Annotated in this window: 12 protein-coding genes; 1 reads left to right on the top strand and 11 read right to left on the bottom strand. The window is 66.9% G+C overall.

The window, feature by feature from the left end; all coding sequences use genetic code 11:
* Positions 1-8: 8 nt before the first annotated feature.
* The 10 genes from F579_RS0109370 to F579_RS0109325 all read right to left on the bottom strand — a co-directional run bounded on the left by F579_RS0109370 (position 9) and on the right by F579_RS0109325 (position 11,083).
* Positions 9-779, bottom strand: a complete 771-nt coding sequence (locus F579_RS0109370; protein ID WP_026300980.1) for a S1C family serine protease — start codon at positions 777-779, stop codon at positions 9-11.
* 210 nt (positions 780-989) lie between these two features.
* Positions 990-1,844, bottom strand: a complete 855-nt coding sequence (gene purU / locus F579_RS0109365) for a formyltetrahydrofolate deformylase (protein WP_019023453.1) — start codon at positions 1,842-1,844, stop codon at positions 990-992.
* A gap of 114 nt (positions 1,845-1,958) precedes the next feature.
* Complete coding sequence (gene ispH / locus F579_RS0109360; protein WP_019023454.1) at positions 1,959-2,909, bottom strand: 4-hydroxy-3-methylbut-2-enyl diphosphate reductase; 951 nt, start codon at positions 2,907-2,909, stop codon at positions 1,959-1,961.
* Between the two features lie 32 nt (positions 2,910-2,941).
* Entirely contained in the window at positions 2,942-3,373 is a 432-nt protein-coding gene (locus F579_RS0109355; RefSeq protein WP_019023455.1) for a peptidylprolyl isomerase, read from the bottom strand.
* A gap of 3 nt (positions 3,374-3,376) precedes the next feature.
* Positions 3,377-3,886, bottom strand: coding sequence for a signal peptidase II (lspA, locus tag F579_RS0109350; RefSeq protein ID WP_019023456.1), 510 nt, complete (start codon positions 3,884-3,886; stop codon positions 3,377-3,379).
* Entirely contained in the window at positions 3,886-6,732 is a 2,847-nt protein-coding gene (gene ileS / locus F579_RS0109345; RefSeq protein WP_019023457.1) for an isoleucine--tRNA ligase, read from the bottom strand. The genes lspA and ileS overlap by 1 nt, the downstream gene beginning before the upstream one ends.
* A 73-nt stretch (positions 6,733-6,805) precedes the next feature.
* Positions 6,806-7,768: a bifunctional riboflavin kinase/FAD synthetase gene (gene ribF / locus F579_RS0109340; protein WP_019023458.1), complete on the bottom strand. Its 963-nt coding sequence runs from the start codon at positions 7,766-7,768 to the stop codon at positions 6,806-6,808.
* Between the two features lie 351 nt (positions 7,769-8,119).
* A complete protein-coding gene (murJ, locus tag F579_RS0109335) occupies positions 8,120-9,688 on the bottom strand; it encodes a murein biosynthesis integral membrane protein MurJ (protein WP_019023459.1) in 1,569 nt (522 codons plus the stop codon).
* A gap of 211 nt (positions 9,689-9,899) precedes the next feature.
* Positions 9,900-10,103, bottom strand: a complete 204-nt coding sequence (locus tag F579_RS0109330) for a cold-shock protein (protein ID WP_012983920.1) — start codon at positions 10,101-10,103, stop codon at positions 9,900-9,902.
* A gap of 257 nt (positions 10,104-10,360) precedes the next feature.
* The gene (locus F579_RS0109325; RefSeq protein WP_019023460.1) at positions 10,361-11,083 is read right to left on the bottom strand and encodes an SDR family NAD(P)-dependent oxidoreductase; all 723 of its coding nucleotides are present in this window, start codon (positions 11,081-11,083) and stop codon (positions 10,361-10,363) included.
* A gap of 210 nt (positions 11,084-11,293) precedes the next feature.
* On the opposite strand from F579_RS0109325, the gene F579_RS0109320 reads away from it, so the two are divergent.
* Entirely contained in the window at positions 11,294-13,249 is a 1,956-nt protein-coding gene (locus F579_RS0109320) for a GNAT family N-acetyltransferase (RefSeq protein WP_019023461.1), read from the top strand.
* Positions 13,250-13,270: 21 nt separating this feature from the next.
* On the opposite strand, the gene F579_RS0109315 is transcribed toward F579_RS0109320, so the two are convergent.
* Entirely contained in the window at positions 13,271-15,286 is a 2,016-nt protein-coding gene (locus tag F579_RS0109315; RefSeq protein WP_019023462.1) for a methyl-accepting chemotaxis protein, read from the bottom strand.
* Positions 15,287-15,439: the final 153 nt, after the last annotated feature.

Genomic DNA, 15,439 nt, shown 5'->3' with positions numbered 1-15,439 from the left:
AACACTGATCAATCGCCCGCCCGCGAGCGGTACTGTTCCAGCAGGGGGCGAATACGGTCCGATGGGATGGCGTAGGTGATCCCGCTCGGATTGCGCACGGCCGCTTCCCGCCCGCCCTGGACATAGACCTGGTTGATTACTCCGATCACCTCGCCGGTGTCCTTGCGGTACAGGGGACTGCCGCTGTTGCCCGGGTAGGCCGTGGCATCCAGTTGGAAGACCATTGGCGGGGCATTGCGCAGGGCGCGTATGCGGCTGTCATCCAGCTCCGCGGCACGGCGCGCCGGGATCGCCATCGGGGTCATCGCCGAGATGCCCGCGCGATGCGTGGCCGGGTACAGCCCCAGGATCATGCCGATGGGGTAGCCGGTGAACGCGACCTCTTCTCCGACCCGCACCCGGCTGGAGTTGCCGAGTTGCAGCGCGGGAAGGGAGGGAGCGGCGATGCGCAACAGGACCAGGTCATCGCCCGCAGCGCGCGCCACGACCTCGGCATGATGGATGGTGTTGTCCCGACCCTGGCCACTGACCACCACCAGCCGTTCGCGGTTGCCTTGGTCCAGACTCCCGGGCAGGACATGATCGTTGGTGACCACCAGACGGCCATCGTCGATCACAAAGCCGGTCCCGAGGTACTGGGCGCGTGGGCTGCGGGTCGGCTGATAGGTCGCGATACTCACCACCGAGGCCTTTACCCGCTCGGCCGTATCGGGCAACGGATCGGCGACCGCCTGGCCCGGTGCAATCAGCAGGGCGAGCAGCGCAAGCGGTATCGCCATCCAGAACAGGGCCCGCGGGAGCTGGTAACAAACGGGCCGCCGCAGGCCCCCAAAAACGTCTCCCCATCCCCACATGCCGCGCCCTCCAGCCCCGTTGCCAATCTTCTAGAGAATAGCGCGCAGCGCGCGGCCTGACGGGCCTTCCGGGCATGCAATAACTCAGCCGTGCGGCGGCAAGAAGAAGGGCCGGACTCAGCCCCCGCAAGGCCGTCAGTCGAAGACGATGGTCTTGTTGCCGTGGGTGAGGACGCGACCCTCGAGGTGATAACGCAGGCCGCGGGCGAGGACCCAGCGCTCGACGTCGCGGCCCTTGCGGATCAGGTCCTGCACGCCGTCGTCGTGGCGGATGCGGGTCACGTCCTGCTCGATGATGGGGCCGGCGTCCAGCTCGTCGGTCACGTAGTGGCAGGTCGCGCCGATCAGCTTGACCCCGCGGGCAAAGGCCTGGTGATAGGGACGGGCACCGACGAACGAGGGCAGGAAGCTGTGGTGGATATTGAGGATGCGCTCGGGATACTCCGCGCACAGCCCCGGCGGAAGGATCTGCATGTAGCGGGCGAGCACGATGGTCTCCGGCTCCAGAGCCGCCAGGCGTTCCTGGAGCGTGGCAAAGGCGGCCTCGCGATCGACCTTCGGCACCGGGATATGCTCGAACGGGATGCCGTGACAGGCGGCCAGCGGCTCCAGGTCACGATGATTGGAGAGGATCGCGGGGATCTCCATCGCCAGTTCGCCGGCGCTCCAGCGGGCCAGCAGGTCGCTCAGGCAGTGCGGCTCGCGCGAGGCCAGCAGCACGACGCGTGGACGAGTGTCGGCGTTGTTCAGCCACCAGTCCATGCGCAGCTCGGGTGCCAGGGAGGCCAGCCGCTGTTCGAGCAGGGCCTCGCCTTCAGCCGGCAGCGAGAACACCCAGCGCATAAAGAACCAACCCGCCTCTTCGTCAGTGTGCTGGGCGGCCTCGGTGATCCAGCCATCGGTATCGGCAATGGCCGCCGCGATGCGCGAAACGATCCCGTGCTGGTCAGGGCAGCGAATACTGAGGCGAAAGCGGGGCCGTTCAATCATCTGTGTCTCGGGGTCACGAAGAGGGGTGGCGTGCAGCGCCGAGCATAGCCGATCCGGCACTGGGACCCCATGCGGAAATCGCCACGGCGCGGCGCGCCGCGCGGACGGCCCGGGTCAGGCGGATTCGCGGCGCAGGGCGGAGGGGATGGAGAAGGTGATGGTCTCCTCGCGCCCGGAGAGTTCGGAGACCGCCTCGACGCCCTGCGCGCGCAGGAAGTCCAGCACCTCGTTCACCAGGACCTCGGGGGCAGAGGCGCCGGCGGTCACGCCGATACGCTGCTTGCCATCAAGCCAGTCGGTGTCGATGTCCGACGCGCCGTCGACCAGATAGGATTCGATGCCGAGGCGGGCGCCGATTTCGGCCAGGCGATTGGAATTGGAGCTGTTCTTCGAGCCGACAACCAGCAGCAGATCGCACTGTTTCGCCAGGTCCTTCACGGCGTCCTGGCGGTTCTGGGTGGCATAGCAGATGTCCATCTTGCGCGGGCCCTCGATCTTCGGGAAGCGCGCGGTCAGGGCGTCGATGATTTCGGCAGTGTCGTCCATCGACAGCGTGGTCTGGCTGACGAAGGCCAGGCGGTCGGGGTTGGCGACCTCGAGGCTGGCGACATCCTTGACGGTCTCGACCAGCATCATGCGCCCGCCCTGGGAGTCATCGAACTGGCCGAGCGTCCCCTCGACCTCGGGGTGGCCGGCGTGGCCGATCAGCACCACCTCGCGGCCCTCGCGGGCATAGCGCGCCACCTCGAGGTGGACCTTGGTCACCAGCGGGCAGGTCGCATCGAACACGGTCAGGCCGCGGTTCTCCGCCTCCTGCTGGACGCGTTTGGGCACACCGTGGGCGGAGAAGATCACCACCTGGCCATCGGGGACCTCGTCCAGCTCCTCGACGAACTTCACACCCGCCCCTTCCAGGCGCCCGACCACATGGCGGTTGTGGACCACCTCGTGACGGACATAGAGCGGGGCGCCGTAGATCTCCAGCGCGCGTTCGACGATCTCGATGGCGCGCTCGACCCCGGCGCAGAAACCGCGCGGATTGGCGAGCTGGACCTGCATACTCATGTTGGCTCCTGCCAGGGAAACAATAGGTTTCCCTATGGTTCGCTAACCGATACCACATCCACCTCGAAGGTGAACGACTGCCCGGCCAGGGGGTGGTTGAAGTCCACGGTGACGCTCTCGTCGCCGACCTCTTCGATGCGGCCCGGGACTGCATCACCCGACGGGCTGGTGAATTCGTAAATGTAGTCTTTCTGCAGCGGCATGTCCGCCGGAAACTGTGAACGAGGCATCGTCTGCACCGCCGCATTGTCCCGCAACGGGAACATGGCACCGGCCTCGATCGCAAATTCCCGGTGATCGCCGGGCTCCAGCCCCACCAGCAGGTCCTCCAGCCCCGGCAGGATCTCGCCCGCCCCGACCTCGAGGCGGATGGTCTCCTCGTCGGTGCCATCCACGACAAAGCCGTTGTCCAGGATCAGGCGGTAGTGCATCTCCACCGTCGCGCCCTTGGTTACCGTTGTCATGCCTTACTCCCGCGAATCCGTCGGCGAGCCGCTGTGGTCGCCTTCAATAAAAGTTGCCACGATCAGGGTGATCGCGCCGACGACGATGGCCATATCGGCCACATTGAACGCCGGCCAGTGATAGCCGGCCCAGTGGAAATCGAGAAAATCGATCACCCGGCCATGGGCGATGCGATCGATCAGGTTGCCGACCGCGCCGCCCAGCACCAGCCCCAGGGCGGTGACCGACCAGCGCGCCTGGCGCGGCAGGCGTGCCAGCCACCAGAGGATCAGCAACCCGATCACGACCGCCACGCCGGACAGGAACCAGCGCCCCCAGTCCCCGGCACCGGCCAGGAAACTGAACGCGGCCCCCGGGTTATAGACCAGGGAGAGATTGAAAAACGAGGTCACCTCGACCGGCGCGTACAGGGTCAGGGCATTCTCCGCCCACCACTTGGTGACCTGGTCCAGCAGCGCAACCGCGACCGCAATCAGCAGCCCCGGGCGCAGGCCTGATTGCGCCAGCCGCATCAGGCGAAGCGCCGGGTCTCGCCCGGGCCCTCCACGTTCGTCACACAGCGCCCGCACAGCTCGGGGTGGGCATCATGCTGGCCGACATCCGGCCGGCGGTGCCAGCAACGCACGCACTTGGCGTATTCGCTCTTGTGGACGACCACGCCGATCGCGGTGCCATCCTCCAGCTCGGCGGTATGCGCCCCCTCGGGGGCCGCCCCGTCCACCAGCCGGGCCTCGGAGGTGATCAGCACAAAGCGCAGTTCGTCCTCCAGGCGCGCAAGGCGCCCATGGGCGGCGGAACCCGCCGGCAGGTAGACCTCGATCTCGGCATTCAGCGAGGCCCCGATGCCGTGCTCGTTGCGCGCAATCTCCAGCGCACGGGCGACATGCGTGCGCACCTCGAGGATGCCGTCCCAGTCCGCGCTGGAGAACTCGGCATCCTTCGGCAACGGGGCGAGGCCCTCGTACCAGGTGGCGAACAGCACGCTGTCCTGGCGCTCGCCCGGCAGCAGCTGCCAGATCTCCTCGGCGGTGAAGGTGAGGATCGGGGCCACCCAGCGGGTCAGGGCCTCGGCCACGTGATACAGCGCGGTCTGTGCGGAGCGCCGCGCGCGCGAGTCAGCCTGCGTGGTGTACTGGCGATCCTTGATCACGTCGAGGTAGAACGATCCCAGCTCCACCGAGCAGAAGTTGTGCACCCGCTGGTAGATCTGGTGGAACAGGTAGTCGTCGTAGGCCTTCGTCACCTGCTCCTGTACCTGCAGGGCCCGCGCCACAATCCAGCGATCCAGCGGCAGCAGCTCGTCCAGTTCCAGCGCATGCTCGGCCGGATCGAAGCCGTTCAGGTTGCCCAGCAGGAAGCGCGTGGTGTTGCGGATGCGGCGGTAGGCATCGGCCGTTCGGTCAAGGATGTCCTTGGAGATCGCCATCTCGCCGGAGAAATCGGTCGCGGCGACCCACAAGCGCAGGATGTCCGCGCCCAGGGTGGAGACGACCTCCTGCGGCGCGACCACATTGCCGCGCGACTTGGACATCTTCTCGCCCTTCTCGTCCACAGTGAAGCCGTGGGTGAGCACTGCCCGGTACGGGGCCTCGCCACGCATCGCGACACTGGTCAGCAGGCTCGACTGGAACCAGCCGCGGTGCTGATCCGAGCCCTCCAGGAACAGGTCCACCGGCAGCCCGCCCAGTTCCGGGCGCTTCTCCACCACCGTGCTGTGCAGCACACCGGAGTCGAACCAGACATCCAGGGTATCGTTCAGCTTGATGTAGTCGTCGGCCTTGTCACCCAGCAGCTCCTTGGGATCGAGCTGGAACCAGGCCTCGATGCCCGCCTGCTCGATGCGCTGCGCCACCATCTCGATCAGCTCCGGGGTATGCGGATGGAGCCGTCCGGTCTCGCGGTGGACGAAAAACGGGATCGGCACGCCCCAGTTGCGCTGGCGCGAGATGCACCAGTCCGGGCGGTTGACCACCATGCCGTGGATGCGCGCCTCGCCCCAGTTCGGCATCCAGCGGGTCTCGGCGATCGCCTTCAGTGCGTCCGCACGCAGTTCGGCGCGCTCCATACTGATGAACCACTGCGGGGTGGCGCGAAAGATGATCGGCGTCTTGTGCCGCCAGCAGTGCGGATAGCTGTGCTCGAATTTCACCGCCACGACCAGAGCGCCGCGCTCCTTCAGCACGTCGATCACATGACCGTTCGCCTGGTGCACGTTCTCGCCGGCAAACAGCGGCGTGTCCGGCAGGAAGCGGCCATCCGGGCCGACCGGGTTGTGCACGGGCAGGCTGTATTTCAGGCCGACCGCGTAATCCTCCTGGCCGTGTCCGGGGGCGGTGTGTACCGCGCCCGTACCCGTCTCGGTGGTCACGTGGTCGCCCAGGATCAGCGGCACCTCGCGCTCGAGGAACGGATGCTGCAGGGTCAGGCCCTCCAGGGCCTGGCCCTTGACCCGCGCGACCACGGCCCCCCCGCCCAGCGAGTAGCGCGCCAGGCAGTCCTCGACCAGGGCCTCGGCCAGCAACAGGCGCTCGTTGTCCAGCTGCACCAGGGCGTAATCCAGCTCCGGGTGCAGGGCCACGGCCTGGTTGGCCGGCAGCGTCCAGGGCGTGGTGGTCCAGATGACCACGCTGATCGGGCCGCGCGAGTCCTTGGCCCCCTCGAAGCGGCGCAGAAAGTCGATGTCGTCGACCACGCGGAAGCGCACGTCGATCGCCTGCGAGATCTTGTCCTCGTACTCCACCTCGGCCTCGGCCAGGGCCGAACCGCAGTCCACGCACCAGTGCACCGGCTTCTCGCCCACCTGCACATGGCCGCGCTTGAAGATGCGACCCAGCGCGCGGACGGTGTCCGCCTCGACCTGGTAGTTCATCGTCAGGTAGGGATGGTCCCAGTCGCCCAGCACCCCGAGGCGCTGGAAGTCCGCGCTCTGGCCGTCGACCTGCTCCTGCGCGTATTCGCGGCAGGCCTTGCGGAAGGTCGCGGCGTCTACGTCGCGGCCGGCCTTGCCCAGGTTCTGCTCGACCTTCAGCTCGATCGGCAGGCCGTGGCAGTCCCAGCCCGGCACGTAGGGGGCGTCGAAGCCCGACAGGGTACGGCTCTTGATGATGATGTCCTTGAGGATCTTGTTGACCGCGTGACCGACATGGATCGAACCGTTCGCGTAGGGCGGGCCATCGGCCAGCACGAAGCGGGGGCGCCCGGCGCAATGCTCGCGCAGGCGGTGGTAGCGATCCTCCGCCTTCCACGCCTCCAGCCACTCCGGCTCGCGCTGGGCGAGGCCGGCGCGCATCGGAAAGGCCGTCTCGGGCAGGTTCAGGGTGTCCTTGTAGGGGTTCGGCGGTGCCGGTTTGCGTGCCATGTCTTTTCCGGATCGGCCCTCGGGGCCGCGTTTCAGCTGAATTCTTTAAGGCAACACGGATGAGCGCACACACTCACCCGGGTTGCCTGATCTGTTGGCGGGCGGTTTCGACATCGCGGGCGATCTGCGCGCGCAGGGCGTCCAGCCCCTCGAAGCGCTGCTCGCCGCGCACCTGTGCGATCGGCTCGAAGCACACGGCCTCGCCATAGAGATCGGGGCTGCCTTCGAGCACATGCGCCTCCAGACGCTGTTCGGTACCCGCCACCGTCGGCCGCCAGCCAATATTGGCAACCGCCGGCAGGGCCTCACCCGAGGCGCGACGCAGCCAGCCGGAGTAGACCCCGCGCAGCGCCAGTGGCCAGGGCCCCATGCGCAGGTTCGCGGTAGGGAAGCCGATCGTGCGGCCGCGCTTGTCGCCGTGCGCGACCCGTCCATGCAGTCGGTAGGGCCGCCCCAGCAGTTCTTCCATGCGCGTGAAGTCGCCGGCCAGCGCCGCCGCGCGTACCCGCGTGCTGCTGATCCGGCCCTCGGCATCCGCGACCGTCGGGGTGCCCTCGACACTGAAGCCGAGGCGTTCGCCCTCGCGGCGCATCAGGGCCTGGTCCCCCTCGCGGCCACGGCCAAAGCGAAAGTCGTCCCCGACCAGTACATGCTGCGCGCCGAGGCGCTGGTGCAGCACCTCCTCGATGAAGGCGGTCGCCGACAGGCCGGCCAGTTGCGCATCGAAGCGCAGGATCCAGACGGCCTCGAGCGCGGTGTCCCCCAGCGTGATCAGGCGGTCGCGCAGGCGCTGCAGGCGCCCGGGCGGGTCCGGGGCCTCGGGCCGGCTGCCGAAGTACTCGCGCGGCAGCGGCTCGAAGGTCATCAGGACCGACGGCGCCTGGCGATCCTGCGCCGCCTCGAGCAGGCGCCCCAGAACAGCCTGATGGCCACGATGGAAACCATCAAAGTTGCCAATGGTCACCACCGCGCCATGCACGGCCGCAGCCGTGGAAGCCCTGCTGTCGGACGGCCCCAGGCCGCGAATCAGCCGCATCGCCCCGATCCCGAGCAAAACGGCAAGTATAACCCGTCAGGGAAACAATGATTAAGGTACACACTCGCGCTCGAGTCGCTTTTGCGTGCGAACAAGGCGCGGCGACTGCCGTGCAGTCATTCTGCACAAGGGAACCGCAACGCCGTCCGCACGCCCGTTTTTGATAACAACGGGAGGCCGAGCCCCTTCGGGGTTGGCACCCCAGGTTCCCCGATCTTGCGTTGCGGCCCGAATCCGTCAATAACGGGCCGGTAGAACCACTACCGGCTGCGCACCGCGCCTTGTCTCGGGAAACCTGGGGTACCAACGCGAGCGTGTACCTTAACCATTGTTTCCCTAAGCGCCCCGACATCATTCGCTGGCCTCGCGCAGCAGGAAGTGTCGGGGCCGAAGCCCTGCGGCCAGCAGCGTCAGGATCAGCGCACCGGCCCCGGCCGTGATCAGGCCGGTCAGTGCGAACAGGCGCGTGCTCACCGTCCAGTCGGTCCACTGCCCGAATGACGGCGACAGCACGGCCAGCACCAGGACCATCACCCCGAGCGCGACCGGCAGCCCCGCGCGCAGACGCCTCAGCGCGGGCCCCGGCTGATAGATCCCCTCGCGGATCAACCCGCGATAGAGCAGACCCGCATTGATGTAGGCGGAGGCCGAGGTGGCCAGCGCCAGCCCGGCATGCGCGCCCGGGATGCCGGACAGATACCAGGGCAACACGAACACGGCGTTCAGCACGATGTTGGCCAGCATCGCGATGATCGCGATCTTCACCGGGGTCTTGGTGTCCTGGCGGGCGAAGAACCCCGGGGCGAGCACCTTGATCAGGATGAAGCCCGGCAGACCCAGCGCATACGCGGCCAGCGCCATCGCGGCCATGTAGGTGTCCCACTGGGTAAAGGCCTGATACTGGATCAAGGTGGCCAGGATCGGGACGGCGAGCACGATCAGGCCGACCATCGAGGGCAGGGCCACCAGCATGGCCAGGCGCAGCGCCCAGTCCAGCGTGCGCCCGAACGCGGCCGGATCGGCCTGGTTGTACTGCCGCGCCAGGCGCGGAAGGATCACGGTACCGATCGCGATGCCGAACAGCGCCAGCGGCAGCTCCACGAAGCGGTCGCCGAAATAGAGCCAGGAGATCGACCCGGCCACCAGGAACGAGGCCACCAGGGTGTCCACCAGCAGGTTGATCTGCACAACCGAGGTCCCGAGGATGGCCGGCAGCATCAACTTGACGATGCGCCGCACCCCCTCGTGTGCACGACGGAAACGCGGCCGCGGCAACAGCCCGGCGCGCAGCAGGAACGGGATCTGGAAGGCGAGCTGCAAGGCACCGGCGATGAACACGCCCCAGGCCAGCGCGACGATCGGCTCCGCGAACATCGGGGCGAGCCACAGTGCCGCGACGATCAGCGCCAGGTTCAGAAACACGGGGGTAAAGGCGGGGACCGCGAAGCGCCCGATGCTGTTCAGGATCCCCGCGGCCATCGCGGTCAGCGAGATGAACAGCAGATACGGGAAGGTGATGCGCAGCATCTGCCCCGCAAGATCCTGGCGTCCCTCTTCCTGCGTGGCGAGGCCCGGGGCGAACACCCAGATCAGCAGCGGTGCGGCCAGGATCCCGATCAGCGTGACCACCGAAACCACCGCCATCAGCGCGCCGGCGGTGTGATCCAGCAGGTCGCGCAGGGCCTCGCGCCCGCGTTTTTCGCGAAACTCCGCGAACACCGGCACGAAGGCCTGGTTGAACGCGCCCTCGGCGAACAGCCGGCGCAGGAAATTGGGGATGCGGAAGGCGACGAAGAAGGCGTCGGTGGCGGCCCCAGCGCCGAAGGTCACCGCCAGCACCATGTCGCGCAGATAACCCATGATCCGCGAGATCATGGTCATGCCACTGACAACGGCGGTGGAGCGGAACAGGCGATTCATCGCGGGCAGCGCGGGTCCATGCACAAAGGCCGGCAGTGTACTGCAATCGAATACGTCCGGCCGTGCGCAGCGTTCAAAAGGGGGCGGAGCGGCCCTGTTTGCCCGTTATTCGGCACCCCGCAGTGGCGGAAACGCAGACACAAAAAAGGCCGCCCGGAGGCGACCTTTCCTGGACGACCCGCGAGGGGTCGTCAGCCTTGGGAAGTGCGCCTTAGAGGGCGGTCACTTCACCGGCGGCCAGGCCCTTGGCGGTTTCCTGGATTTCGAAGGAGACCTTCTGGCCTTCGGCCAGGGTCTTGAAACCCGAGCCGCTGATCGCGGAGAAGTGCACAAACACGTCCTTGCCGCCATCATCGGGGGTGATGAAACCGAAACCCTTGCTCTCGTTGAACCACTTAACAACACCAGTATTCACAACTTGTAACCTCTTCAATGTAACTAACAAATGTGGTCGCGGGATGCTGCCAACAGATCAACGGGAGCACTGGTTCAGAAACTAGAAACTTCCTAGTGTTGCCGTTCATCCGCAGACCACGATCACGACTATACGCCTGCATTCCGGCAAAAGCCAACCACCTTCCGAGAAATTTACGTGACATTCAGGAGGTTCGGCTGGAATACCTCCTGCTATGGAGACACTGCCTGAATCGCGCGCACGGCGTTGCGTCTTCCTCAGTCCAGCTGCCGGATGTCCACAAAACTCCCGCGCGTCGTCTGGCGCAGGCGCGGCAGCACCGCCAGCACGGCCTCGGCGGCCTTCTCCGGCGTCGGCATGGTCTCGGTGCCGCGCGCGGCCTTCAGCCGCTGCAGCACGGGGAAGGCCTCGCGGTCGGCCTCATCGCACAGGTAGTCCTGCATCGCGGTATCGATCAGCCCGGGGGCCAGGGCGTTGATCGCGGTGTCCTCGGGAAACTCGTGGGCGTAAAGCTGCATCATCATGTTCAGTGCGGCCTTGGACAGCGAGTAGCCGCTCCAGCCCGCGTGTCCCGACACCGAGGCCCCGGACGAGATCGCCACGATCTGCCCCACGCGCACGTTGTGACGCAGCAGGGCGTCCAGAATGATCTTGTTTGCGAACGTGTTCACATCCATCAGCAGGCGCAGCTCGTCCATCGAGGCGTCCTGCATACGCTGCATGTGACCCAGCAGCCCGGCGTTCAGGATCACCAGATCCAGCTCGTCGACCCCTTCGAGCAGACGCTCCATCGCAGCGGCGGTGGCGTCGAAGTCGGAAAGATCCACGCGCTCGTCACCCGCGACACCCGGTTCCGGGCACCCCCTGCGACTCATCCCGCGCACGCTCGCTCCGCGCTGCATCAGGACACGCGTCAGTCCAAGGCCAAAACCACTGGAATTGCCCGTCACCAGTGCGGCGCCAATGACACCTTTGCTCATGCAATTTCTCCTGCCGGGATAGAACAGCGTGCAGGCTAACCGGAACCCCTTTCGCTCGCCATACTGGCTCCCCTGCGGGGATCGTGCCGAAACGGAACCGGCGCGGCCGCCCAAGGAAACACGGATCAATGCAGACACTTGCGCTGGTACCCTCAGAAGCGGTGCGCCGATTCATCTCTGGCGCCATGCGGATATGCGACAAGGACCCCAATGAGACAGGCGGAGGACGGACCTACCCTTGGCTGGCGGCGGCTGCTGGCCCACCCGATGTCGCAGGCGGCCCGCGAGCGTGCCGCCACCTGGCTCGGACGGATGCCCAGCGGGACAAGTTCGCTCTGGGTCGGCCGCGAGGCGCCAGCGGGCGTGGCGCGCGTGAACCCCGCACAGGCGGGTCACTGGCTGGGGCGCGAGACCGACGCGATCGTGTTCGAGGCCTCCTGGCCCCTCCCGGCGGACGCCCTCGCCATCGCCGGGGGACTGCTGCGCGGGGGCGGCGTGCTCCTGCTGCTGGTCGACCCACCGGGCGACGGGGCGTTTGGGCGGCGTTGGGTGAATGCCTTGCAGAACACGTCCGTTCACTGGGTGGACGACGATGTTGAGCAATGGCCAACCCCTGCCACGGGCGGCCAGGCCCCCTGGGCCTGGACGGAAGATCAGCGGCGCGGGCTCGCGACCCTGGATGAACTCGTCCCCGGGGAGTGTGGTGCACTGATCGCCGATCGTGGTCGTGGCAAGTCGACCTTGCTGGGGGAGTGGATCGCCGGCCAGCGCAGCGCCGGCACACCGGTCGTCGTGACGGCACCCGGCACGACCGCCGTACGGGCACTCTTTCGTCAGCTGGAACGCCACCCGGGGCCGTCGGCGCCCTTCTGCGCTCCCGACCAGGTCGAAGCCCTCACCATCGCACCCGACACCCTGGTGATCGACGAGGCGGCGGCGCTTCCGGTCGACCGCCTTGCGCAGCTGGCGGGACGTGCCCGGCGACTGGTGCTGTCGACGACCACCGGCGGCTTCGAGGGCAGCGGACAGGGCTTTCGCCTGCGCGCGCTTCCCGCCCTGCAGCGCATGGGCTTCCGAATCCGGCAAATCGAGCTTGACCGGCCCGTGCGCTGGGAGAGAGGCGACCCGCTGGAGGCCTGGCTGGATGACCTGTTCCTGATGCGGGCCAGGAGTCATGCCCCCGCCCCTCAGGCCGTGAAATTTCAATGGCTGCGCGGCAAGGACCTCGCCCGTGACGCGGGTCGGCTCAAGGACGTGGCCGGCCTGCTCGCCGACGCCCACTATCGCACCCGCCCGTCGGACCTGGCCCGCTGGATGGATGATCCTGACGCATACCTGATGCTGCTCGTCGGTGCGCAGGACCGGGCGCTGTTCGGGGTTGCCCTGGTCCAGAAAGAGGGGGGCCTGGCGCCCAAACTCGCGGAAGCGGTCTGGGCCGGGGAGCGGCGCCCCCAGGGACACTTCCTGCCCTGCACACTGGCGGCTCGCGGCGAGTTCGCGCTGACCAGCCAGGCCTGGTGGCGAATCCAAAGGCTCGCCGTACATCCCGCCTGGCAAGGGAAAGGGCTTGGGGGCCGCCTGCTGCGCGCAGTCGAGGAATGTGCGGCACATCACGACATCGCCCTGCTCGGCACGAGCTTCGGGCTGCAACCGGCCTTGGTACGGTTCTGGGGGCGGGCGGGCTGGCAGCCGGTGCGGATCGGGGAACGGCCCGATCCCGCCAGCGGCGAGGTATCGATCGTGCTGACCCGGGCGATGACACAAGATACCGCCGCCCTCGTCGATGCGGCCGCAGCGTCTTTCGCGCGCGACTGGCAAGAGGACGGCGCAGTGCTGCTGCGCGATCGGACGGGCCGGCGACGTCGGGCCCTAGGAGCCATCCAGCCGTCCGCTGCCACGGCACCCGAGCGGGATCATGCCAGGGACATCGAAGAGATTCGGGCCTTTGCGCTGCGGCAACGGCCGCTCGAATGGACGCGGGCTGCCCTGCGACGCACCCTTGTTGCGCACCCGCCGCAAGGGCCGGAAGGAAACCTCCTGCAATCCGCCATCGAGTCCCAGGATGGCAAGGCGCTGGCCCGCGAACTGGGGCTTTCCGGGCGGCGGGAGGCCATTCGGCGCCTGCGCCAGGCCGCGCAGAACTGGCTGGCGCACCCCGAGGCGTGACCCCGGGGCACACGAGCGACTCTACAGGCGGAACTGGGCCAGCGCCTGCTGGATCTCGCGCTCGACCTGCTTGAGCTCGTCGGAGGCCGCGCTGACCCGGTCAGCCGTATTGGCCGACTGATCGGCCCCGTCGGAGATCTGCACGATGTTGCGGTTGATATCCTCGACCACGGTGCTCTGCTGACGCGCGGCAACCGCGATCTGGTCAGTCATCTCCACGATCGTGGTCACCGACTGGCGGATCTGCTGCAGGGCCCCGTTCACTTCGGCGGTGTGCTCCATGGTGGTCTCGGCCTCTTCCTGGCCGTGCTCCATCGCCTTCACCGCAGAGCCAGTGGCGGTCTGCAGACGCGAGATCATGCTCTCGATCTCGTCGGTGGACTCCTGCGTGCGGGTCGCCAGCTTGCGCACCTCGTCGGCCACCACGGCAAACCCGCGGCCATGTTCCCCGGCACGGGCGGCCTCGATCGCCGCATTCAGGGCCAGCAGGTTGGTCTGCTCCGCCACGCCGCGGATGACCTCAAGGATAGTGCCGATCTGCTTGGAGTCTTCACCCAGCTTGGCAACGGTGCCGGCAGCCTGCTCGACCGTGCCCAGCAGGGAAGACATGGACTCGATGTTCTTCTCCATCACCTCGGCGCCGTTGTTCACCGCCCCACTGGCCTCCTGTCCGGCCTGGGAGGTAGCGTCGGTGTTGCGTGCGATCTCCTCGGCACTGCTTTGCAGCTCGTTGATCGCGGTCGCGACACGCTCGGTCTCGTCGCGCTGACGCGAGACCACCTCGCGGGCCTGATAGGCCTCCTGATTCAGGTTCTCGGTCGCGCGGTTGAGGGTCTCGGTACCGCTACGGGCGTTACCGATCGCCTGCGCAATCTTGTCAGTGAAGCGGTTGAACGCACGCCCCAGCTGGGCGGTCTCCAACAGGCCGTTTTCGTCCAGGCGGCGGCTGAGGTCGCCATCACCGTCGGCGATCTCTTCCAGCGCCTCGGTCGAGTGGGCGAGCGCACGGCGCACCACCAGGATGATGAAGACTGCGCCGGCCACACCCAGGATCACGCCGATCAGCGCCAGCACGCCCTGCGTCACCTGGGTATTGCGCATGGTCGCGGTCAGCTCGGCGGCGGACACTTCAGCACGGCCGGTGATGCGCTCGGACAGCTGCTGCAGTTCATTACGTGCCTCGAAGATCACCGGGCCGACCTCGGTACGGATCAGGAATGCGTCCTGCAGGGCCTCCTCGCTGCCGTGGATACGAACGATGTCCTGGATCGCGCTATCCAGATCATTCAGGAGCCCTTCGAAGTCCTCGACCGCGATCTGCTGCTCGAAGTCGAGCTCGTCGTACTGTTCCAGCAACCGCGCCAGCACGTCGTGGGTCTGGCCGAGATACAGTCGCAGATTCTGCTCGAAGGAGTCATCACGAAACGCGATGAAACCGCGCAGGTTCGAGGTGATCTGCAAAAGGTTGGTGCGCAGGCTGTAGAAATCGCCGAGACGCTCGAACGAGCGCTGGAAGCGTGCCCGCGCCATCTCCTCGTCGATCATGGTGCTGGTCAGCTGGGTCATCTGCATGGTTGCCGGATTGGCACGCGAGTTGGCGACACCCTGGGCCGGCATGTTCTGGGCCACGTCCTCGGCCACTTCAATCAGACGGTCACGGTGCGCGGCAAAGCCATCAATGTTCGCGCGCACCTGTTCCGCAGAGGCACTCAGCTCATCCGAGCCCTGCACGACCGGATCGTTGACCAGGGCATCCATGGCGACGTCCAGCTCGTCCATCGCGTTCAGCCAGGCGTCGCGGTGGTCCTCTTCCTCGCTCATCAGGTAGAAGCCAAGGAAGGCGGCACTCTCCTGCAACAGCTGCTCCACCTCATTGACGCGCGCCACAGCCGGATAGTCGGACTGGGTCAGTTCGGCCACGCCCTGTCCGCCCACATTCAGGGCACGCAGCGCCAGCAGCGAATTGATGATCAGGATCGCGACGACCAGCCCAAAGCCGGCGATCAGCAGTCCCCGAATGGAGAGTTTGTCCAGCATGGTGTTGACTCCTTCCTCAGCGCCTTCTGCCGGGCGCATGCCATCACGTGCAAGCGGGTCTTCCGCTGCCTGTAGAGACGATTCATCCCCTGTTACGGCCGCATTCCCCTGAAGTTGAGCCCCGGCCGTTTTGAGAGTCACATCACACCGGAT

The organism is Thioalkalivibrio sp. ALJ21 (assembly GCF_000378605.1).
Lineage (GTDB): Bacteria > Pseudomonadota > Gammaproteobacteria > Ectothiorhodospirales > Ectothiorhodospiraceae > Thioalkalivibrio.
This window is presented reverse-complemented; position numbering and strand designations above follow the sequence as displayed.